The following is a 21,733-nucleotide window of genomic DNA, read 5'->3' on the forward strand; positions in this document are numbered from 1 at the left end:
TAAAATAAATATGAAGGATGACGACATGGACGGTAGTGATATGGAAAACCACGACATAGAAAACAAGGATATAGAGCACAACGCTAATTATCAAAACGGTCTCAAGGTTCGTACTGAAGTAATGGGCGAGGCACATGTCAAACGCTCGCTTGATAGCGCAACTGGATTTACCCAGCCATTGCAAGACTGGATCATTGAAAACGCTTGGGGCAGCACTTGGCAAGATGACTCGGTATTACCGCGCAAATATCGCTCATTAATCACCATCGCCTTTTTAATTGCGCAAAAGAGCCCAACTGAGCTAAAAGGACACATTCGAGGTGCCATTAATAACGGTGCCAGTGTCGCTGAGATTCGAGAAGTATTGATGCACAGTTTGCCTTACTGCGGTGCACCTGCCACCCAAGAAGCGTTTCGTGCTGCTATAGAAATACTGAATGAATTGGACATTGACATAGATATTTAAAACTATGGTAATCAGACCAATCGTAGTAGTCTTGATTAGGTCAGTGAGACAATATTCTTTGGAAATTAACTCCTAAATCTCTGCTATAATATCTCAACTCATAAAACATTTTAATAATTCCATAAACCCTTATACTACAAAGGGTTAAGAGATAATTTAATTATGACAACTGCCGTACAAACACATGTGCCTGCTGCTAAGGTCAAACCCAAAAAAGCCATCCAAGGCGAAAAGCTACGTGGCTACGATAAAGTTGCACGTATCCCAATTAAAGTAATCCCGACCGTCGAGGCGAAGAAAAAGCCAGATTGGATTCGGGTTAAGATGTCGTCGCCTGCTGAAGTGGCCCGTATCAAAGCCACCTTGCGTGAGCAAAAGCTCTATACCGTCTGTGAAGAAGCTGCCTGCCCTAACCTGCCGCAGTGCTTCGCTGATGGTACGGCGACCTTTATGATTATGGGTGATATTTGTACCCGTCGCTGCCCGTTCTGCGACGTGGGACATGGTCGTCCAAATGAGCTGGACGCTGATGAACCCCGCCATACGGCTGAGACCATTTTAGGCTTGCAGTTGAAATATGCCGTTATCACCTCTGTTGATCGTGATGATCTAAAAGATGGCGGTGCTGCGCATTTCGTTGAAGTACTCAATGAATCAAGAGCGCTTAGCCCGAACTGCTTAATTGAAATCCTAGTACCTGATTTCCGTGGGCGCATGGAAGTGGCTTTAGATTTGCTGACGGAAACACCGCCAGATGTGTTTAACCACAATATCGAAACTGTGCCTCGTCTGTACAAAGCCTTCCGCCCAGGCTCTGACTATCAACATTCATTAGATTTGCTCAAGCTGTATAAAGAGCGTCGTCCTGATATCGCTACCAAGTGCGGTTTTATGGTTGGCCTTGGTGAAACTGAAGAAGAAATATATGCATTGCTTGATGATTTAAAAGCGCATAACGTGGATATGATTACGGTTGGTCAGTATCTACAACCTAGTAAAAACCACGCGCCAGTTGATCGTTATGTCCATCCAGACGAGTTCCAGCGTTATATGGATTATGGCAAAAAGATTGGCTTCTTTAACATTTGGGCAGGGCCGATGGTACGCTCAAGCTACTTTGCCGATCGTCAATACTACGGCGAAGATTGCCCAGCACCTATTCGTAGTAAAAAGGCATTGGCAGCAGAAGGTAAGCTTGGCTGCTAGTATCTGATTGATTAAGCCAGTTATTTATAGAAAAAGGAGACTCGAAAAGGTCTCCTTTTTTATTGTGCTCTACTCAAAGCGACTACATTAGTACGCTAAGATAGTGCTATATTTTGCATTAATAAATTATGACAACTCTCTTACCCTCTTATTAATGAAGGACTAACTAATGAGCAGCGAATTTACCCCACAAGAAGGCTCTTGCTCCTGTTATAGCAATACTTATACGGTCAACAATAAGCCCATTGGTCGTTTTATCTGCCACTGTACTATTTGCCAAGAATTTACTAGCCAAGCTTATAATGATGTGACGGTTTCAATGAAGTCCGATGTCAGCAATTTAAACCTCATTAGAACCAAATTTCGCCGTTGGAAACTCCCGCCAAATATTAGTCGCGGGCTTTGTACTCGCTGCAACAAACCCAGTATAGAAATGGCGTTGGGTGGCAATCTCATATTAGTACCGACAACAAATTACCCTGATATAGCTGCATTGCCTGAACCGACTATGCATCTATATTATAACCGCCGCGTTGAAGATATGGACGATGATTTGCCCAAATACAATGGCTTTGTACAAAGTCAGGCAATGATCGTTAAAGCGCTTGCTCAGGGTATGTTTAAAAGAGTGAGTAAACGCTAGTGGCTATATATTTAGAATCTGAGTTTACAATCTATGTTTAGAGCTTAAGATCTGTTAAACATTCAAATGTGGTACTGGCAATTCTAATATTTGAATGTTTAACAGACCCTAAAAATCATAACTAAAAACAGTTAGCTGAGAATCTAAAAAGGGTGAATAACAAATAATCGTTATTCACCCTTTTTTGTGACTTTAATACATCTCTAAAACCTTCAAACCTAACGCTTTAAACGGTTAGAGTTGGCGTTGGCTTATCAGCTGTTTTTATATTAAATACAGCCACGATTAATACTATTACTCCGCCGATTAATCCTGTCGTAAGCTCAGGATAGATCAATAGTAACGCGCCAATGGTCAGTATTCCACGAGTTAGTGGATTCATAGCACCTTTAAAATAACCCTCCAGCGCCGCACTTAGCGCGATAACACCTGTGACCGAAGTCAACACGACAGTTACTATGTCAAGAATAGGCGGTAGCGGAAAATCTTTCGCCGTGACCGCTAGACCAGTTGGGTCTATCATCAGCATCGTGGGGCTATAAATAAACATAAATGGCACGATGAATCCGGCCAATGCTAACTTTAACGATAAGAAGCCTGTCTTCATCGGATCGCCACCGGATATACCAGCGCCGGCAAAGGCTGCCAGACACACAGGCGGTGTAATATTAGCGAAAATACCAAAATAGAATACGAACATATGCGCTGATAAAATCGGAATATCAAACCCTGCTAAAGCTGGTGCTGCCATCGTTGCCGTAATAATATAAGCTGGAATAGACGGTAGCCCCATGCCCAATACCATCGATGCTAGCATCGTTAAAATAAGGGTTAGGAATAATGACCCTGCTCCTAGCGTCACGATTGATGAGGTCATCACCGTACCAAAGCTGGTCAAACTCACAACCCCGATGATCACACCTACCACCGCACAAGCTGCCATCACGGCTAGCGACTGACGAGCACCATCTTCTAAAGCACCCAAAATGTCAGAAAACCCCATTCTGGTCTCTTTGCGTAGCATACTAATCACGACCGTAAAACCAATGGTATAAGCCGCGGCATAGCCTACGGGTACGTTTCTGATTAATAGAAATATCAAAAATACAATCGGTAATAGCATGTGACCGCGCGCTTTTAACACCTCTTTTACCTGCGGTAGGCTTTCTTTGGCGATACCTTTTAGGTCGCGACGTCCGGCGCGAAAATGCACTTGAGCAATGACGCCCAAATAATAAAGTACCGCCGGTAGTAATGCTGCTAAAGCAATCGTACTATATGGCAACCCTGTGGTCTCCGCCATGATAAAAGCACTGGCACCCATAATAGGAGGCAATATCTGCCCGCCCACAGAAGCGCTCGCCTCTACTGCACCTGCAAAGTCCTTATGATAACCGACCTTTTTCATTAAAGGGATGGTAAACGCTCCGGTGCTGACAACGTTCGATAACGCTGAGCCGTTGATACTGCCCATAAAGCCACTTGAGATGACTGCAACCTTGGCAGGCCCGCCTTTTTTATCACCGGCTAGCGCGAGTGCCAAGTCATTAAACAGCTGTCCCATGCCAGAGCGAGCTAAAAATGCACCAAATAAAATAAACAAAAAGATGAAAGTAACCGACGCCCCAATCGCAACGGAGTACAGACCTTCAGTCTTTAAAAACAATTGACCAAAAATATCACCCATATCATAAGGGCGCGTAAGCAGCCGATCAGGCATAAAGTCTAGATGACTGACAAACGGATAAGCCAAAAATATCGACGCTAATATAGGCAAAATCCAACCAGTGATACGCCGACTGCCTTCAAGGACACAAATTACCGTGATAATAGAAAATATCACATCAACCTGATTGGCCATGCCGCCACGCGAGGTCACAATGTCTTGATACTCGTAGATGAGATAGGCCATTCCAGATAAGGACAGGGCAAACCAAATCCAGTCATACCAAGCCACCTGCTGTCGGCTGCTTTTTTTACTGGCTGGAAAAATCAGAAATATCAAGGCAAATCCAACACCGACATGCACAGAGCGTTGTAGCAGTGCAGGCATGGGATTAAAAGTGATATACAGATGAAACAGAGAATATAAAATGCAAATTCCAGCGATAAAATACTTTACTGGGCCTTGGGTGATGTTACGGGTGATTGACTCTCGGTCATACTTTTCTAATATTGCTCGATTATGAGCTTCCGTCTCAGCTTCAGTGCCAGTATCTGGCTGCTCAGGCAAATGAGCGTCATCGCTGAGCCCAGTCATCACGCTATCGTGATCCGTCACTTGAGAGTTCATGACAAAAGTCCTTTTTCAATCTATCAATTAAATTATACGCCTTAGGCGTAATAGTTACTTCAGAATAATCTGGCGCCCACTCATGAATCAAAAGCCGATAGTCAGCATAATCAAGCTCACCCTTGGTAAGCCTAGATACTACCCAATTAAGGCTGGGCAGTTTTTCATTGATTTGATAACCCAAATAGCCAGGTTTTTGTATGGGTGCAAGCGCTTCAGTAGAAGGGGTGCCAGCGCCAAATGCTTCAAAATAAGTAGTGGTCAGGAGTAGTCCATCGTTTTCACGTTGATATTGCTCCTCCCACCATTGCTTTTCTACAGAATGAATCCAGCGCAACTGAAAGTTAGGCTCAGTGAAATAACAGGTTTTTCCATCGACTTGCACTTCGATAACGGACTGACGTGATAAGCTGGCCCATAGCGCAAAAAAAACTAGCGCAACAACCAGTGCCGCGCTAGTTAATAGCCATAAACGTTTATTTGGCTGCTTGCTCATCATAGTACTTTTTAGCTCCAGGATGAATCGGCGCTACCATGCCAGTATTGGCAGTCTCTAGACTGATATCAGTGGCCGCTTGGTGTGCTGTTCTTAAACCATCTAAGTTTTCAAATAAAGCCTTGGTCAACTTATAACCGTCAGCTTCAGATAAATCCGAGCGTACTAATAAGGCATTCATAATCGCTGCAGTTGGAATGGCTGTATCATTACCATAAGTGCCTGCAGGAATCTCGAAAGTTTTAAAGTAAGGTTTGGTTGCAATGATTTCATTAAGCTTGTCTTGATTGATGGTTATCAGCTGCAAAACTAAGCCCTGCTCTAACTCCATCAATGACGAGTTTGGTAGACCACTACTAAAGAATGCCGCTTCGATTTTACCCGCTTTCATGCCATCTGCTGCTTCAGCAAAGCCTAGATAATCTACTTCAACATCATCATAAGTAATGCCAAACCCTTCTAATAACGTTCTAGCATTAACTTCAGTTCCAGAGCCTTGATCGCCTACTGCAATACGCTTACCGCGCAAATCTTCAATATTTTTGATACCAGATTTTTTGGTAGTGACAACTTGCACCACGTTAGGATATAACACAGCAATCTGTTGAATGTTGGCTATTGGCTGATCAAAGTTGTTTTTACCTTCAACGGCATCAGTGACGACATCACTAAGCGCCAGTACCATATCGACCTTGCCTTGGGTCAGTAGATTGACGTTTTCTACCGAAGCGCCTGTCGTTTGTGTCTTTGAGTTAACCCCAAATGTCTTGGCATAAATCTCTGATAGCGATGTACCAATGATATTATAAGGGCCTGACGCGCCCCCTGTCGCTATGGTGACAAACTTAGTCTCAAGCTTATCATCAGCAGCTGGGGCAGCCGTTTCTGACTCGCCAGTGACCGCTGAATCATCAACGCTCGCCGTTTCATTTTCTGTTTTTGAGCACGCAGTGAATGCTAAACTAGACGCAATCATTGCTATGATTAGAGACGTTTTACTGGTCAATTTCATTGGTTTCTTCCTTGATGGTTAAGACTATCTTCGGTTATAAGTTAATTTAATTTATCAATAGCCTAGTAAGCATACCGCAACTCACTTCAAATACAAATTATATCTAACGACTTTTTCGTGTTATACCTATAAGCCTCTCATTAATAGTGATTTATTTTTGAAAAAATATAACCTATGCTGACGACAATCATAACGACATGGAAGCCAATTAAGATGAGCACAGTAAAAGATAGTCAAATCGCAAATGAAAAGCCTTTAAACGATAGCACCTCCACAACTATTCGCAAATCAGCTGATATCGCTATTATCGGTGGTAGCGGTCTGTATCAAATGCAGGCTTTAACCAATAAGCGCAGCGTTAAAGTTGAGACACCCTATGGAGATCCATCCGATGATATTGTACTCGGTGAACTTGATGGCGTAACGGTTGCATTCTTAACGCGACATGGTCAAGGGCACAGATTGACCCCATCTGAAGTGCCTTATCGTGCCAATATCTATGCATTAAAAACCTTAGGCGTCAGCTATATCGTCTCAGTCTCAGCAGTTGGCTCATTGCAAGAGTCGCTGAAGCCATTAGATATGGTCATTCCTGATCAAATGATTGATATGACTAAGCAGAGAGTAAACTCGTTCTTTGGAGATGGTGCGGTCGCCCATGTGTCAATGGCTGACCCTTTATGCCCTGAAGTAGCAGACATCTTAATGCGAGCTTATGATAAAGCCAATATTACGGATGGACAGTGCCACCCTAAAGCAACCTACGTGTGTATCGAAGGGCCGCAGTTTTCGACTCGCGCAGAATCACACTGGTATCGACAGATGCAAGCGGACATCATCGGCATGACCAATATGCCAGAAGCGAAGCTGGCACGTGAAGCAAGTATCGCCTATGCCACCTTGGCGCTAGTGACCGACTTTGATAGCTGGCATCCTACTGAGGAAGCCGTCAGTGCCGATTATGCTATGAAAAATCTAATGAAAAATGCGGATAACGCGCAACAAGTGATTAAGCAAGCGGTCACTTTACTTGCCGCCGAAAAGCCTAAATCAATCGCTCATACTGCGCTAGCTCAAGCGTTAGTCACCCCTATTGAAGCGATGGATGAACAAACCAAAACTAGACTTGCAGCGTTACTTCCTTAGATGTTGAAATATGCATTCAATAAAAGAGGCCATCAAATCATTTGATGGCCTCTTTCATGTTTAATAGACTATTTTTTAACAAATAGTTTTTTTAAATCATACGAATCTTATTTTTAACAACAGCTGCCTGAATCAACAGACGTCCCAGCATTTGAGCTAGACATTATGTTCGCTTGATTACCAAATGGCAGGATGTCACCACAGCCTGCAAAAATACCGTAGTGGCGACTATCATCTCCAATAAAGTCAAAATGCTTAGCAAATCGTGATTCTTTTAGCATGCGAAAAGTATTACCGCAGACGGGGAAAACGCGACCTGTCTCAATCGCATGATGCTTATCTAAATCAAAACAATGCGTTAGCTGGTCAATGGTTCCGTGATAAACGACTGCTTGACCGTGGTCTTCACAAGCATCTTCAAGCGTGGCGATTTTAAACAATCGATAAGTAGCGGAAAAAAACTGAATATCACCAATCTTAGCAGCAAGTAGCGGATCAGTGATTTCAAGCGGACGATCTTCAACCAAACGTGGGTCTAAAAAATCAGCATTTCGCGCTAGACGCTCAAAATCCTTCCAGTATAATGCACCGCTCAAACACTCTCCATAGAGGATAGGATCATTAATTAAGTGCTGCGGGATACGGCGGTCTGCATAGACATCAGAGAAGTAAAACTCACCGCCCGGCTTAAGCAAACGCTGCACACTGGCCATCACCGCGGCTTTATCAGGTGATAGGTTAATGACACAATTTGAGACAATGATATCGAAACTATTAGGGTCTAAATTTAGCTCATCTAGCTTTTCGATATAACCTTTTAAAAAAGTCACATTGTCGTAGCCGAATTTATCGATATGATAGTCTTGATACTGGTTAGCAATAGCCAATTGCTCATCCGTCATATCAACACCGACCACATGACCTGTCTTGCCAACTAATTGTGCGAGCGCATAAACATCACGGCCTGATCCACATCCCAAATCTAGGATACGGCAACCTTTAAGTAGCGCTGGGCATACCAATCCACACCCGTAGTAGCGACTTAAAACTTCATCATGAATATTGGCTAACAAAGGCTTTAACCAACTTGGCATATTGCTAACATCACAGCATGCTGACGTTTTTAAGTCCTCGGTGCTTTGTAGCTGCTTGCCATAATAATCTTGAACGACCTCATGCATAATAACTTCCTTGTTAATAATAAAACAGCTTAAGCAATCTTATAAATGTCATTCTAAAAGTAATAAAAATTAGTCACATTTAGAGGACAAGCCAATCAACATCATATTTTTTCAAGCCAGCCTACGGGCAGGTATTTTAAATCTGCAGGCTCATCAATATCATGTAATGGATTTAGTAATATCAGCGACCAATCCAATGCTTTAATACGCTGTCGAGTCACCGCTGCTACGCTGGCAGTACTCCACTCGATATCCGAGAATAAATCAGCATGAATTTGCTTAAATCCTAAGAGCACATAACCGCCATCCGAGGCTGGAATCATTACGGCATCAGACTGCTCTAGTTGCTGCGCTGCACCTTGGATACGTGTTTCGGTCAGACTGGGACAATCAGTACCAATTAATAAAACCTGTTCAAATTTACTCAAAGCTTGCTGGCTGGCAGTTAACATACGCAACCCTAAGTCACCATCTGCTTGCGCTGACCACTGTAATGACTCGGGTAAATTAAGCATCTGCCAACATGGGTCATTTGGTGCTGGACTAACGCACAGCTCAACGCTAAACCCAGTTGCTACTGCCTGCTCAACACTATGCGATAACAGCTGGCGTGCCATACTGGTAGAGCCTTCGATACCGAGTGCGGGTTGCAGACGAGTTTTTGCCATGTCACGTGCGGGAAACTTGGCAAAGATAATGATGAGCGTGTCTGTTGGCATAGGATACTTTGGCATATAATATTTAAATTTATTTGTAGGGTGCGCCGCGTGCACCGATAGAAAGTTGTTGTTCTAAATTGGTGCGCATGGCACACCCTACGCTTGCTGCTTAATGGTCTTTAAGTTAATAACTAATTTTTATAGTAACGCTGTTTGATATTATCAGCAGATACACCGCACCAATAATCAAAGCGCAACCGCCACATCAGTAATATCGTGCGCCAAGTGCCATACTGTTGCCAGCGCCGTGGTGAAGTTATCACCTTACTATTTAGACAAGCTGGCTTACCGATAGCTTTAAGACGTTTGCAAAGCTCAATATCTTCCATCAACGGCTGGTCAGGGTAACCGCCTAGCTGCTCAAAAAGTTCTCGCTCAACAAATATTGCTTGGTCACCTGTAGCAATCCCACTCAATCTCGAACGCCAATTCATCATTTGACTGACTACCTTGAGCATCCACTCAGAACTGTCCAAATGTACATCGAAACGCCCCCACTCTGCTCGCATGACTGCCGATTTAATATCGGTGATAGCGTGGTTCGGCAACTGCGTATCAGCATGCAAAAATAGTAATATGTTACCTGTTGCTAGGTCAGCACCTGCATTCATCTGGGTAGCACGACCAGCGGCGGACTCTACTACTTGCCAGTCAGCAACTTGCCCGTTACTAGCTGATTGGCTAGCGATAACTGAGTGACTGGTATCGATCAACCCTTCAATCAGTTTCTTGGCGACAGCCACTGAGCTATCCGTTGAACCGCCATCGACTAATATGACTTGATGCGGTAGTGGATTCAGATGGACAATATGACTAATCAATCGCGGCAAATTGTCCGCTTCATTTAATACCGGTATTACGATAGAGATATTAATTGCCACAGCAGTCATGTTTCTTAACGCCCAGTTTATTTTTTATTCAAGCGCCAATCATAATCAGTGTAGCTGATTTTAGTCTTGCCACTTTTTAGATCGGCGGCTTGAGATTTATTAAGACCCAAAGATGAACTATAACGACCTAAAAAACCCTCTAAGTTATTAGTACCACGCCAATTTGTCGCGAAGTCTTCTTTGTACCATTTAAAAATTGGTGAGACCTCAAGCGTGCTGCCTTTAAGACGATTACGACTACTATCGGCTAAGAATTTACTGGTCACTTGCTCTAGCTGCTTGTCTAATTTGTTGCCTGTGAAAGCATCATCCAACAGGGCTGGGCAGCCAATGCTCGCACAATTAACCGCAAAGTGAATACGCGGATCGTTATAACGCTTGGAGCCGCGAATCAGATTATGTTCAATATCATCCAGCGAGCGTGTTTTACCCAATAATGGAATAAAATCCTGCTTCCAAGGCGAGCTTAATAATGATCCAATATCTTTAATCGACTTGATATTTGGATATTTAGTGAGCACCAACTCTACCGTAGCCGCGTTGTAGACATTAATTAAAAATGCTAATTGCTCATCTTTATTCCAACGATTGAATTCAGACTGAGTCACTTTACTAGTGGCACTCAGATAGCTTGACAGCTTACTCTTATCCGCCTGCATACCAGCATAATCCACCACTGACGCCTTACCAGCACTAGTCATGGTCACATGTTTGTCTAGCAACGCATCCCAACTGCTGTGATTAAAGTCAGCATAGGCCACTGCGCTTGATAACAAGATAGTGGTAGCAATAGCCATCTTGACTATTAAGTTATTGAATAACGACATCGTATTAACTCCGTTGAAATTGATAAGTGTTTACCTATGCTAATTTTATGTACTTTAATTTTGTGGACTATAACAAAGCTAAATAGCTGACTCTTCTAAAATTCCACCGCAGCTGCTGCCTTGTCCTGCCGTACAACCATAACAGTGATCTGCAATGGCAATATCATCACCAGCAGGATTCTGCATTAATAAATCTCGTAGATGCCGACGGGATTTGTTTGGTACCGGAATCTTTAGCTGCTGATTAAAATCGCAATCAAACAACTCTCCTAACCAATTGACACTAATGGTCGAGCGGCACATAACTTCGGTTAAGTTAGCAGCCACATAATTGGCTTTGAGCAGATCCATATAGGGATGGAATTCGTTTTTAGCTAATAGCACCGCACCAAAGCGCTGAATAGGCATATTGGTTAAGGCAAACAGCTGATTAAACTCAATATCGAAGTGCGCTTTCAACTCGTGCTTATAGTCAGCTTCCAGCTGTTGCTGATTGGGTGGTAGCGTTGCACCTTGCGGGTTATAAACAAGATTCAACGTTAAATTAGAGCCAGCTTTATTATCGCTCTTTCCATAACCCAGGGCGTTAAGCTTATGCAATCCTAAAATACTGTCATCAAAAGCCCCTTTACCGCGCTGCTTGTCTACATTTTCTAACGAGTAACAAGGCAGCGAGGCGACGACTTCAACCTCATTATCCGCTAAAAACTGCGCCATATCTTCATAACCTTCTTCCATCAGAATCGTCAAATTACAGCGATCAATCACTTTTACACCCAAAGCTCGTGCTGCTTTGACCAAGTGCTTAAAGTCTTCGTGCATCTCAGGCGCGCCACCGGTCAAATCTAGCGTATCGATATTTTGTGCTTGGAGGACTTGTGGAATCAGATCAACTAGCTCACGTGACATCATCTCCGTACGGTACGGACTGGCTGCGACATGACAATGCACACAGGACATGTTGCATAAGTAGCCCATATTAACTTGCAGGACTTTGAGCTTCTGTCTTTTAATATTAGGAAAATCAGTATCTTCGAATAGTTCAATGGTAGATTTCATAATGGTATAGAATCCAGTTGTTGGCCCTCTTTAGCGTAAGGAAATATAACTAAAACTTTGACTTAAGCAATATTTATCTTATAAGTGTGCTATCAAAATAAAGTTAATCTAATTAATAATACCTTATTTTTCTCTCATATTTTTATTAATATTAACTATTTAACTGGTTATTCCATATCAGCACTAACTTTTATTGGGTGCTACGAGACGTTCATCGGATATATAAAGACGATATAAATAGCCAAATAATATTGACCGCATCTGGCTTTATAGTTAGATTGGTTGCAGCCATAATTTGTTGAATGATGAATTTATCCTAAATAAATGTGATAAAACATTGATTTTGTAGCTTATCGATATAATAAAGTGCTATTAAAGACAGGTTATCTAGAATGATATGATTATAATATGCACCCTAGAGCGCGTTAAATAATCAAAAAGGATAAGACGGTTATAAGCGTAGACTCCAACACAATACAACAGGCCATACGTTTTAAACCCATAACTATTTAAGGATTCGCTTATGAGTACTTTTGAACAAATTACTTCTTCTGATAATACCCATTATTTGCATCATACATTTTTTGAGCCAACAGACGGCGAGGTTAAGGCGACCTTGCTAATCGTACACGGCATGGCAGAGCACAGTGGTCGCTATGCAGAATTTGCGCAATTCTTAGCTAACAATGGTATTGCAGTCGCTACTTATGATCAGCTCGGTCATGGACGTACCATTAAAGCACCAGATGAGTTGGGGTTTTTCGGTAATGAGCACCCTGCACAATCATTATTAAAAGATGTCATCGTTATGGCGAATACTTTAAAAAATCGTCATCCTGATGTGCCGCACTTCGTTATGGGTCACTCGATGGGTTCATTTATCGTGCGCACCGTACTTAAGCATCATGCTCAAGATTTTACTGGAGCCATTCTGATGGGCACCGCAAATGCGAATCCACTAGTAAAAATCCTGCTTCCGTTAAACACGATTCTTGCAAAAACAGCCCCAAAAAAGCCAAATACCGTATTCGCCGAAATCATGAATAAGGTACTCAATGCTAAGCTTAATGAGCGTATTTCCCCCTCTCCATTTGCATGGTTAAGTGAAGACACTGCTAATATTGAAGCATATGAAGCTGACCCACTGACTGGTTTTGACTTTACTAACAATGGTTTTATGACATTGTTTACGTTGATGCAGGCTGGATTGCATAAAGGCTGGGCATCTACTATCAACAAGGGCTTTCCGATGCTATTTGTCAGCGGCGAGAACGATCCTATCGGTAATATGGGTCGCGGCATTCGCGATATAATCAAAAACTTGCATAAGCAAGGCTTTAGCAATACTGATGCACGCTTATACCCTAACATGCGCCACGAGCCGCTACATGAGCAACACCACACCGTGGTTTATCATGATATTTTGCATTGGATACGTCATTTAAGTGCATAACAGTGGCTGACTCGGTTTGCTAAAACTCGCCAAATTAGCGACAATACGCTAAGCTACTTTTTTAGTATTAGTTGCCAGTCATATTTAGTTGCAGCTCATATTCAAATATAAAATCTATTTTCAATTACCTTCACCTATACCATCTCAAAAATTAGAGTAACGCGGAAAACGAGTGCAAGCCCTACAGCTAGTAGGCTAAACGAGTTTGACAAAGTTAAGCAGGTTTTTAGGTTTGGTATGATCACTTTTTAGGAACTTTTATGTCATTACAACAGACCATCGAACAAGCATTTGAAAAACGTAACGAATACAGCCCAAGCACTATGCCACAAGACGTACGCGACGCCATTAATGAAGTGCTTGAAAAGTTAGACAATGGTAGCTTGCGCGTTGCTGAAAAGAAAGATGGCGAATGGGTTGTCAATCAGTGGGCCAAAAAAGCGGTCTTACTATCGTTCCGCCTCAATGACAACTATGTTATGCCAGCTGGCGAGCATGTGCAGTTCTATGACAAAGTGCCAACTAAGTTTGCTGATTGGACCGAAGCACAGTTTAAAGAAGCTGGCGTACGTGTCGTACCACCAGCAGTTGCTCGTAAAGGCTCATATATCGCAGCAGGCGCAGTGTTAATGCCATCATATGTCAATATCGGTGCTTATGTCGATCAAGGCGCCATGGTAGATACATGGGCGACGGTTGGCTCATGTGCTCAAATTGGTAAAAACGTGCATCTATCAGGTGGCGTGGGTATCGGCGGCGTACTTGAGCCATTACAAGCCAACCCTACTATTATTGAAGACAATTGCTTCATCGGTGCACGTTCTGAAATCGTTGAAGGCGTAATCGTAGAAGAAGGCGCAGTTATCTCTATGGGCGTCTATATCGGTCAGTCTACGCGCATTTATGACCGTGAAACGGGTGAGATTCATCGTGGTCGCGTACCAGCAGGCTCAGTTGTCGTACCAGGCAGCTTGCCTTCTGAAGACGGCACGCATAGCTTATATGCTGCTATCATTGTGAAAAAAGTGGATGCGCAGACACGTGCTAAAACTTCAGTGAATGAGCTATTACGCTTAGCATAAACGAATCACCTTTAAATAACTTTTATATCATTTCAGCTGTTATTTAATTGTGAGCGTTGTACTCAGTTTAATGAAAAGCCGACTTGTCCTAAGTCGGCTTTTTTCTGAGTGCTTGGCAATTGGAACAGTTCTATACTGTTCATTTTCAGACTGCTTATCAAAGGAACTGATATGATTAACCGTCACTACGCCATTATTGGTGGAGGCATTAACGGACTCTCTGTGGCACGGCAATTACTTTTGGATTTTCCAGAATCTGGAGTCACGGTGTTTGAAAAAGAAGGCGATGTCGCCCAGCACCAGTCAAGTCATAACTCCGGTGTAGTACATGCTGGTCTTTATTATGAGCCGGGTGGTCTTAAAGCACGCTTATGTCGCCGAGGTGCTGAACTGGTCAAACAATACTGTTTAGAAAATAATATTGCTTATGATGAGTGCGGAAAAGTAGTAGTGGCATTAAATGTCGTTGAAGAAGCTAGGTTAGAGAGTATCTATCAAAAATCTATCGCCAATAAAGTGCCAAACGTTCGCATGCTAAATGGCGAAGAAATCAGAGAGGTTGAGCCCAATTGTATTGGTACTAAAGCTCTCTACTCTCCGCGTACCGCTATCGTAAGCTATGGAGATATTGCCATAGAAATGGCAAAAGAAATCAAGAAAAAAGGCGGCAATATTATCCTTGGGAAAAAGGTGATTCGTTTAACTGAAAAAAATAATAAAGTTATTGTCCATTTCTCAGGCCATCTTTCAGACAGTGACCAACACGATATTCATTTCGATCAGGTTATTGCTTGTGCTGGCCTGCAGTCTGATCGACTAGCCGCTCATTCAGGCGATATAGAAACTCCTAAAATAGTGCCATTTTTTGGTCAGTATTACGTGATTGATGAAGCTTACAAAGCACACGTTAAAGGTTTAATTTATCCTGTTCCCGACCCTAGCTATCCCTTTTTAGGCGTGCATTTTACCAAACGCATTGATGGTCAAATGACCATTGGGCCAAACGCATTTATCTCTTTTGGTCGTGAAAATTACAGCGGTAAAGATTATAATATCTCAGATATTTATGACTTTCTCACCTATAAAGGTTTTTGGAAGTTTTCCTCGAGAAACATGTCTGCGGCCGTGCGTGAGTTACGTACGGTACTAAGCCAAACGAACTTTGTCGAACAAGCCGCTAAATATGTTCCCTCTTTAGCAAATGTCTCAGTAACCCCCGCTACCAGAGGGATTCGTGCGCAAGCAATGGAGACTGACGGCTCTTTAGTCGATGATTTCGTTATTAGAAAACAGGGAAACATTACCCATATTCGTAATGCACCATCGCCAGGTGCAACGTCATCCTTAGCGATTGCCGAATATATCGTCAGAGAAGTCATGACGCATTCATAAATATAGTCAGTACAACATAAAATCGTTACGTTGGTGACCATGTTACGTTAATAGCCATGTACTGCATCTATTTTAAAGTAAATGAGCTATAGCATGATTAACAGTCTAATGAATTAGTCGTGAGCTTTTTTGCTACACTCCAGTATCTTTTTTTGCGGCTTAATAGGATAGCTTACGTTATAATCCTTTTATTATTAATAATATGACTGAGTTATAAGTTTATCTACCTTGTAAATCATCTTTTTATAAGCCCTCTTTTTTCGTCTTGATTGATACCTGTCTAAACATGTATCGACACTTAACTGTATTTGAAAATGTTATGAATGAGTCATCACTACGCAACCTTACTATTCCTGTCACCGATCCTGAAGCAGGACTTCGTATCACTGAAATTTTTTATTCTTTGCAAGGTGAAGCCTTAACTTCAGGCTTGCCGACGATATTTGTACGCCTGACTGGCTGTCCGCTACGCTGCGTCTATTGTGATACTGAATACGCTTTTAGTGGTGGCGAGCGTCAGGCGCTTGAAACCATTATGACTACGATTAAAGGTTATCCTTGCAAACGCATTTGTCTTACCGGTGGCGAGCCCTTAGCACAGCCTAATGCTATTGAACTTATGAAGCGCTTATTAGCCGATGATTATGAAATCTCCCTTGAAACAGCAGGTGCACTCACGGTAGAAAACGTCCCGCCAGTTGTCAGCAAAGTTATGGATCTTAAAACACCAAGCTCAGGTGAAGTTGATAAAAACCTATGGTCAAATCTTGATTATTTAACCCAACATGACCAGATTAAGTTTGTCATTATGAATCGTGAGGATTACGATTGGGCAAAGGTGAAACTGTTTGAGCATAAGCTTGATAAACTGGTCGGTACCGTTTGGTTTTCACCAATGTTCAATGTAGCAGATGATTTTGATGAAGAGGCCAGCCCTGAAGTGCCTGTACTGGCGCGAGAACTTGCAGAATGGATGTTAGCTGATGCGCTGCCTGTACGCTTTCAATTGCAATTACACAAAATCATCTGGGCGGATGCCAAAGGTAAATAGCCAATAATCAAAGCCTAATAGCTGCCCTGTCTTAGTAAAATTATAATAGTCAACCCACACACTTAAAAGCATATACCAGCCAGCTGTAAGGACACAGGAATGGTCAGATTAATTTTGTTAGGCCTACTGGCTGGTGCGTTTTTTAGCTCGACGTTTATTTTAAACGAGCTGATGAGTGCAGCCGGTGGTCATTGGTTTTGGTCGGCAAGTCTACGTTATGTTTTTATGTGGCTTATCATTACCGTTATCATTACGATGCAATATGGTTTTGGTCGCATTAAAGAGCTGACCACTATTTTTTGTCAGCATTGGGGTTTTTGGTGTGTGACCGGAAGTATTGGCTTCGGGTTATTTTATACGGGCATCTGCTATGCCGCTGACCATGTCGCAGGTTGGGTCGTTGCGGCGACATTTATGTTCACTGTCGTCACCAGTTTGCTCGTACTATTGGCCTTTGGACAGCGCTTTGATAAAAAGTTTATTGGTTACGCGCTATTATTATTTATCGGTGTGGTGCTAGTCAACGTCAGTGAAGGCCTACGTGCCGCTGCTGTAACGGATATCAATGCTGCGCCAATGGCAGAAATGCTGCTTTACGGTGCATTACCTGCGCTGATTGCCGCTTTTAGCTATCCCATCGGTAATCAATTAGTCTGGCAAGTCTCTTACAACGCGAAAAAAGCTAACGCTGATAAGCGTGATGCTGCGAAATATAAAACCTTAGCAGACGACGCTATTAAACAAAGTAGCGCCACTACCGTCCAATCTCAAACTACTCTCCAAACCCTGATTGCACGCATTCCTGCTATCGAAACCTCACTCTTGCAAAATGCTTTTAATAAAGTATGGCTAATGACTTTGGGTAGTTTGCCGTTTTGGTTACTTTCAGGCATTATAGTGCGGCCTGAATTGCCTGATACTTCACAACTATTTAATACTTTATTAGTAGCACTATTGGCAGGAGTAGCAGCGACCACTATCTTTCTGTATGCGCGTGGTCAAGCGCAAACGTCAAGTGAGGTTGCTGGGGTAGATTCGACCCAAGCCAGCGAGGTGATATTTGCTTTAATTGGCGGTATATTATTATTGAATAATGCGATACCCTCAGCGATGGGGCTCATTGGCATTGCACTGATTATGCTAGGATTGGTATTGTTTGCAAAAGATGGTTAAAAAACGGTTAAATCTTATCCGACCACTTAGCAAAAGTTATACCCGTTATCTAAGATAAGTTATTAGTATTAAATAATGCTCAAGTTAGAGCGTTCCATCAACTTTGATAGTGAGTGCTTGGTGATACAATCATGACTAATGATTTGATTTTTCCTGATATCTTACTCTATTTACTCGATATGGTTGGCGTGATTGCTTGTGCTATCGCCGGAACTTTGCTGGCTCAGCATAAAGGCTTTGATATCGCTGGCTGTATTCTCGTATCTATGGTCAATGCAATTGGCGGCGGTACGCTACGTGATATGGCATTGGATCGCCATCCTCTATTTTGGATGACCGATCTCAATTATGTGATTGTAATCACTGTGACTTCCTTAATTCTGCAAATCTTTTTTCATTTGTATCACAAGATTGATAACGCACTGAAGCTTTTTGACGCGATTGGCTTAGCAGCATTTAGCGTTATTGGCTTTAAAGTTGCATTAAACCAAGACATGTCACCGCTAATTGCAATTATGATGGGGGTCTGGACCGCTATCATTGGTGGTATGCTGCGCGATATTATTTGTAATGAGATACCGATGGTACTGCAGCGTGAGATTTATATCTCTGCAAGTATTGCCGGATCAGTGACTTATTTGCTGCTTGAAAATTTGGGCGTAAATGCAGGATTGAATGAATTTATCATGCTTGGCGTTATCTTTGCCGTGCGTATGCTAGCGTTGCGCTTTGATTGGCATCTGCCCTCTATTCGCTTGGTTGATTAGTTAATTAGAATAAATCTTGCATAATCTTAGAATCAAACTGCTCTGTTTTTCCTGTTGAACATACTGACTATTAGCAATCATACCTTTTAATAATTAAGAACTTAGTGAGAATCACCCATGTTGGCTATCGCCCTGGATCCCGCGGAATTGATTACCACTTTTGACCCACGCTCTTTGATATATCTGTTTGATATGATCGGCATTGTTGCTTGTAGTATTTCGGGTACGATATTAGCCAAACATAAAAACTTCGATGTATTTGGCTGCTTACTGGTATCGATAGTGACGGCAATCGGTGGTGGTACGGTACGTGATGTGATTTTGGATCGTCATCCGCTATTTTGGATGGTGGACATGAGTTACCTTACGGTCATCACTATCTCTTCATTAGCGATGCAGATATTCTTTCATCCCAATTCAAGACGGGTCGATAAGTTTTTAAAACTCTCTGATACGATTGGTCTATCAGCCTTTACTTTAATCGGGATCAAAGTTGCCGATAGTATGGGAACGAATGTCCCCGTGGCATTATTACTGGGCGTCATTACAATTATTGTCGGCGGTATCATCCGCGATATGATCTGCAACGAGATTCCGTTAGTGCTTCAGCAGGAGATTTATATTACCGCAGCACTAACTGGTGGCATTCTCTACTTTGCACTGCACAACCTAGGCGTAGCTGAATGGGTTGCTGATATCTCTGCTATGACTACTATCTTTACCTTAAGGATGCTTGCCATTCGTTATGACTGGCAGTTTCCGACACTCGAATGGAAGTATTAAAGCTTAGCAACTATTAATACAGCAACTGCCAATACAGCTAACGCCCTAGCCCACTTCTACAGTCTCTTTGACGAGCGCTAAATCTTTTACCATAAGCTGCAAACTTTGTTTACCATTCCATTCGTTGATGTCCAACTGAAATAACAAATGTACTTTTTCAGCGCGGTAATCCCAAGCACTGCTATCAAAGTTAAAATAGATCGCCTCAATCGGATACTGCACCTCAGGATAACGCAGTGATAGCTTCAAATGCTTGTCTTTTAAGACTTTAAAGCTCAGCACCTCAAATATGCCGTCAAATATCGGCGGTGCAAAGCCATGACCCCAAATACTGGCATTGGCTAAATGCTCAGCGAACCATAAGCTAAAGTCACCTGCTTGTAGTGGCCCATCGGTGAATTTCTGCTCGGCGAACACCTCATCATCCATCTCTGCCATGACTTCATTAAACGCCATCACAAACGCTTCAAAGTTGCTACGTTTAATAGTCAAACCTGCTGCCATCGCATGACCACCAAAGTGAGTAATCAATTCAGGATAACGCTCGGCGACTTGTTCAATGGCATCACGAATATGCACGCCAGCGATAGATCGTGCTGAACCTTTAATCGCATCATCATCTCCAGTACGCTCTGTATCCGCTGGTGCAAAGACGATGCTAGGCAAATAATGACTCTCTTTTAAGCGCCCAGCGACGATACCGATAACACCTTGGTGCCAATCATCCCGATATAAAATAATACTACGATTGCCATTGCTGCTAGGTTTGTTTTTAACAAGGCTATTATGAGGAATAATTCCATCATTGTTTGCGTCAGGATTGCTGTTATTAGAACTGCTATTCTCCAGATCGTTGTTTTCAAGATCGTTGTTTTCAAGATCATCATCAGCCGCCAATGTTTGCACGATGCTATCAGCTTGCGCGCGCATCTCGCCTTCTACATGACGACGGGTACGATTAAGTTGTTCAAGCTCCTGTGCTAAACGCTGCGCGGTGCTCCAATCTTCAGTCAATAAACATTCAATACCGATACGCATATTATCCATACGCCCAGCGGCATTGATACGTGGACCTAAAACAAAGCCGAAGTCCTGCGCGTGTAACTGCTTGGGGTCACGGCCAGCTTGCTCAAGCAGTGCCAATATGCCCATACAGCAGCGCCCTTGACGGATAGCGGTCAAACCATGATGAACTAAGATACGATTGTTTTTATCGAGTACGCCAACGTCTGCAATTGTCCCAAGCGCCACTAAGTCTAAATATTGACTGACTTGTACGGTAGACTTGCCAGCTTCGCGGCGCAGTTTTGCCAAACGCCCAAGTACATAAAACGCCACGCCGACCCCTACCAATGCCTTACTAGTAAAATCACAATCGAGCTGATTGGGATTGACCACCGCTTGAGCAGGCGGGGTCTCTTTGGTCGTAAGGTGATGATCAGTGATAATGACAATAATACCGTCAGCCTGTGCACGCGCTACGCCTTCATGGCTTGAGATACCATTATCAACAGTAACTATCATGTCTGGCTTGTAGGTCTCAATACCTAACTCGACAATCTCTGGCGTCAGACCATAGCCATATTTGAAACGATCTGGTACTAAAAAATCAACGACCGCGCCCATCTTCGTGAGCGCACGCATCATCAGCGCGGTACTGGTCGCGCCATCACAGTCAAAGTCGCCAACGACAAGGATACGCTGACCTTCATCAATGGCCACGTCTAATAGACGCACTGCTTCGGTGACGCCATGTAGCATCTCAGCTGGCAGTAGACCAGACAATCCAGTTTCAAGCTCATCAGGCACAGTAATACCGCGACCTGCATACAGGCGAGCCAGAGTAAATGATTGAGCGGCAATTGGTTGCAACGCAGTGGGCAACTCGTCGATGCGAGTGCTGGTATAACGGGGGGTTAAATTTAGCATGAGCGTATTCTACTGGCTTTGTTAGATGGTCACAACGGGAATTTATAGCGCTTCAGTCTATGGTACATGATGCATGGTTGCCCAAAATTGATTACGTTCGGCGCTTCGCGAACTTTCTACAGGTTAAATTTCTACTCAATACGGTGCGTTATTTACAAAAACTGT

At 42.8% G+C, this 21,733-nt stretch carries 20 protein-coding genes; 11 read left to right on the forward strand and 9 right to left on the reverse strand.

Translation table 11 applies throughout. The features are described 5' to 3' along the window. The first annotated feature begins 40 nt into the window (after positions 1–40). From AK823_RS09335 to AK823_RS09345, 3 genes are all read left to right on the forward strand, one after another. Entirely contained in the window at positions 41–466 is a 426-nt protein-coding gene (locus tag AK823_RS09335; protein ID WP_068330262.1) for a carboxymuconolactone decarboxylase family protein, read from the forward strand. 162 nt (positions 467–628) lie between these two features. After that, on the forward strand, positions 629–1,672 hold the full coding sequence (gene lipA, locus AK823_RS09340) for a lipoyl synthase (protein ID WP_068328511.1): 1,044 nt from the start codon (positions 629–631) through the stop codon (positions 1,670–1,672). 169 nt (positions 1,673–1,841) lie between these two features. Continuing rightward, entirely contained in the window at positions 1,842–2,315 is a 474-nt protein-coding gene (locus tag AK823_RS09345; protein WP_068328515.1) for a GFA family protein, read from the forward strand. A gap of 226 nt (positions 2,316–2,541) precedes the next feature. Here AK823_RS09345 and AK823_RS09350 read toward each other — a convergent pair whose 3' ends face one another. From AK823_RS09350 to AK823_RS09360, 3 genes are read right to left on the reverse strand one after another with little or no spacing between them, the layout of a single operon-like run. Beyond that, positions 2,542–4,608 carry a TRAP transporter permease gene (locus tag AK823_RS09350; RefSeq protein WP_203226555.1) on the reverse strand — a complete coding sequence of 689 codons (2,067 nt, stop codon included), beginning with the start codon at positions 4,606–4,608 and terminating at the stop codon, positions 2,542–2,544. Continuing rightward, a complete protein-coding gene (locus AK823_RS09355) occupies positions 4,580–5,107 on the reverse strand; it encodes a DUF1850 domain-containing protein (RefSeq protein ID WP_068328517.1) in 528 nt (175 codons plus the stop codon). The genes AK823_RS09350 and AK823_RS09355 overlap by 29 nt, the downstream gene beginning before the upstream one ends. Beyond that, positions 5,085–6,116, reverse strand: a complete 1,032-nt coding sequence (locus tag AK823_RS09360; RefSeq protein ID WP_068328520.1) for a TAXI family TRAP transporter solute-binding subunit — start codon at positions 6,114–6,116, stop codon at positions 5,085–5,087. The genes AK823_RS09355 and AK823_RS09360 overlap by 23 nt, the downstream gene beginning before the upstream one ends. A gap of 213 nt (positions 6,117–6,329) precedes the next feature. Between AK823_RS09360 and mtnP the strand changes: the two genes are divergently transcribed. Further along, a complete protein-coding gene (gene mtnP / locus AK823_RS09365; RefSeq protein ID WP_068328526.1) occupies positions 6,330–7,262 on the forward strand; it encodes an S-methyl-5'-thioadenosine phosphorylase in 933 nt (310 codons plus the stop codon). A gap of 113 nt (positions 7,263–7,375) precedes the next feature. Here the strand turns inward: mtnP and AK823_RS09370 are convergent, their stop codons facing one another. The 5 genes from AK823_RS09370 to arsS all read right to left on the reverse strand — a co-directional run bounded on the left by AK823_RS09370 (position 7,376) and on the right by arsS (position 11,938). After that, complete coding sequence (locus AK823_RS09370; protein ID WP_068328529.1) at positions 7,376–8,443, reverse strand: methyltransferase domain-containing protein; 1,068 nt, start codon at positions 8,441–8,443, stop codon at positions 7,376–7,378. 101 nt (positions 8,444–8,544) lie between these two features. Beyond that, a complete protein-coding gene (locus tag AK823_RS09375) occupies positions 8,545–9,162 on the reverse strand; it encodes a TIGR04282 family arsenosugar biosynthesis glycosyltransferase (RefSeq protein WP_068328531.1) in 618 nt (205 codons plus the stop codon). 131 nt (positions 9,163–9,293) lie between these two features. Further along, positions 9,294–10,052, reverse strand: a complete 759-nt coding sequence (locus tag AK823_RS09380; protein WP_068328533.1) for a TIGR04283 family arsenosugar biosynthesis glycosyltransferase — start codon at positions 10,050–10,052, stop codon at positions 9,294–9,296. A 17-nt stretch (positions 10,053–10,069) separates the two neighbouring features. After that, a complete protein-coding gene (locus tag AK823_RS09385) occupies positions 10,070–10,879 on the reverse strand; it encodes a DUF547 domain-containing protein (RefSeq protein WP_068036684.1) in 810 nt (269 codons plus the stop codon). A 78-nt stretch (positions 10,880–10,957) separates the two neighbouring features. Continuing rightward, positions 10,958–11,938, reverse strand: a complete 981-nt coding sequence (gene arsS, locus AK823_RS09390) for an arsenosugar biosynthesis radical SAM (seleno)protein ArsS (protein WP_068328535.1) — start codon at positions 11,936–11,938, stop codon at positions 10,958–10,960. A gap of 523 nt (positions 11,939–12,461) precedes the next feature. On the opposite strand from arsS, the gene AK823_RS09395 reads away from it, so the two are divergent. The 7 genes from AK823_RS09395 to AK823_RS09425 all read left to right on the forward strand — a co-directional run bounded on the left by AK823_RS09395 (position 12,462) and on the right by AK823_RS09425 (position 19,639). Then, positions 12,462–13,391: an alpha/beta fold hydrolase gene (locus AK823_RS09395; RefSeq protein ID WP_068328539.1), complete on the forward strand. Its 930-nt coding sequence runs from the start codon at positions 12,462–12,464 to the stop codon at positions 13,389–13,391. 260 nt (positions 13,392–13,651) lie between these two features. After that, positions 13,652–14,473: a 2,3,4,5-tetrahydropyridine-2,6-dicarboxylate N-succinyltransferase gene (gene dapD / locus AK823_RS09400; RefSeq protein ID WP_068036694.1), complete on the forward strand. Its 822-nt coding sequence runs from the start codon at positions 13,652–13,654 to the stop codon at positions 14,471–14,473. Positions 14,474–14,644: 171 nt separating this feature from the next. Beyond that, on the forward strand, positions 14,645–15,865 hold the full coding sequence (gene lhgO, locus AK823_RS09405; protein ID WP_068328545.1) for an L-2-hydroxyglutarate oxidase: 1,221 nt from the start codon (positions 14,645–14,647) through the stop codon (positions 15,863–15,865). Between the two features lie 319 nt (positions 15,866–16,184). After that, positions 16,185–16,916, forward strand: a complete 732-nt coding sequence (gene queE, locus AK823_RS09410; protein ID WP_068036700.1) for a 7-carboxy-7-deazaguanine synthase QueE — start codon at positions 16,185–16,187, stop codon at positions 16,914–16,916. A gap of 99 nt (positions 16,917–17,015) precedes the next feature. After that, positions 17,016–18,089 carry a multidrug resistance efflux transporter family protein gene (locus AK823_RS09415; RefSeq protein ID WP_068328547.1) on the forward strand — a complete coding sequence of 358 codons (1,074 nt, stop codon included), beginning with the start codon at positions 17,016–17,018 and terminating at the stop codon, positions 18,087–18,089. 131 nt (positions 18,090–18,220) lie between these two features. After that, a complete protein-coding gene (locus AK823_RS09420) occupies positions 18,221–18,856 on the forward strand; it encodes a trimeric intracellular cation channel family protein (protein ID WP_068036705.1) in 636 nt (211 codons plus the stop codon). 117 nt (positions 18,857–18,973) lie between these two features. After that, the gene (locus tag AK823_RS09425) at positions 18,974–19,639 is read left to right on the forward strand and encodes a trimeric intracellular cation channel family protein (protein ID WP_068328550.1); all 666 of its coding nucleotides are present in this window, start codon (positions 18,974–18,976) and stop codon (positions 19,637–19,639) included. A 45-nt stretch (positions 19,640–19,684) separates the two neighbouring features. Here AK823_RS09425 and recJ read toward each other — a convergent pair whose 3' ends face one another. Continuing rightward, on the reverse strand, positions 19,685–21,568 hold the full coding sequence (gene recJ / locus AK823_RS09430; RefSeq protein ID WP_068328552.1) for a single-stranded-DNA-specific exonuclease RecJ: 1,884 nt from the start codon (positions 21,566–21,568) through the stop codon (positions 19,685–19,687). Positions 21,569–21,733 lie beyond the last annotated feature (165 nt).

It is taken from the genome of Psychrobacter sp. P2G3 (assembly GCF_001593285.1).
Classification (GTDB): domain Bacteria; phylum Pseudomonadota; class Gammaproteobacteria; order Pseudomonadales; family Moraxellaceae; genus Psychrobacter.

Coding starts and splice junctions, on each gene's coding strand:
- AK823_RS09335 (WP_068330262.1), top strand. CDS start 41: ATGGAAAACCACGACATAGAAAACAAGGATATAGAGCACAACGCTAAT.
- lipA (WP_068328511.1), top strand. CDS start 629: ATGACAACTGCCGTACAAACACATGTGCCTGCTGCTAAGGTCAAACCC.
- AK823_RS09345 (WP_068328515.1), top strand. CDS start 1,842: ATGAGCAGCGAATTTACCCCACAAGAAGGCTCTTGCTCCTGTTATAGC.
- AK823_RS09350 (WP_203226555.1), bottom strand. CDS start 4,608: ATGAACTCTCAAGTGACGGATCACGATAGCGTGATGACTGGGCTCAGC.
- AK823_RS09355 (WP_068328517.1), bottom strand. CDS start 5,107: ATGATGAGCAAGCAGCCAAATAAACGTTTATGGCTATTAACTAGCGCG.
- AK823_RS09360 (WP_068328520.1), bottom strand. CDS start 6,116: ATGAAATTGACCAGTAAAACGTCTCTAATCATAGCAATGATTGCGTCT.
- mtnP (WP_068328526.1), top strand. CDS start 6,330: ATGAGCACAGTAAAAGATAGTCAAATCGCAAATGAAAAGCCTTTAAAC.
- AK823_RS09370 (WP_068328529.1), bottom strand. CDS start 8,443: ATGCATGAGGTCGTTCAAGATTATTATGGCAAGCAGCTACAAAGCACC.
- AK823_RS09375 (WP_068328531.1), bottom strand. CDS start 9,162: ATGCCAACAGACACGCTCATCATTATCTTTGCCAAGTTTCCCGCACGT.
- AK823_RS09380 (WP_068328533.1), bottom strand. CDS start 10,052: ATGACTGCTGTGGCAATTAATATCTCTATCGTAATACCGGTATTAAAT.
- AK823_RS09385 (WP_068036684.1), bottom strand. CDS start 10,879: ATGTCGTTATTCAATAACTTAATAGTCAAGATGGCTATTGCTACCACT.
- arsS (WP_068328535.1), bottom strand. CDS start 11,938: ATGAAATCTACCATTGAACTATTCGAAGATACTGATTTTCCTAATATT.
- AK823_RS09395 (WP_068328539.1), top strand. CDS start 12,462: ATGAGTACTTTTGAACAAATTACTTCTTCTGATAATACCCATTATTTG.
- dapD (WP_068036694.1), top strand. CDS start 13,652: ATGTCATTACAACAGACCATCGAACAAGCATTTGAAAAACGTAACGAA.
- lhgO (WP_068328545.1), top strand. CDS start 14,645: ATGATTAACCGTCACTACGCCATTATTGGTGGAGGCATTAACGGACTC.
- queE (WP_068036700.1), top strand. CDS start 16,185: ATGAATGAGTCATCACTACGCAACCTTACTATTCCTGTCACCGATCCT.
- AK823_RS09415 (WP_068328547.1), top strand. CDS start 17,016: ATGGTCAGATTAATTTTGTTAGGCCTACTGGCTGGTGCGTTTTTTAGC.
- AK823_RS09420 (WP_068036705.1), top strand. CDS start 18,221: ATGACTAATGATTTGATTTTTCCTGATATCTTACTCTATTTACTCGAT.
- AK823_RS09425 (WP_068328550.1), top strand. CDS start 18,974: ATGTTGGCTATCGCCCTGGATCCCGCGGAATTGATTACCACTTTTGAC.
- recJ (WP_068328552.1), bottom strand. CDS start 21,568: ATGCTAAATTTAACCCCCCGTTATACCAGCACTCGCATCGACGAGTTG.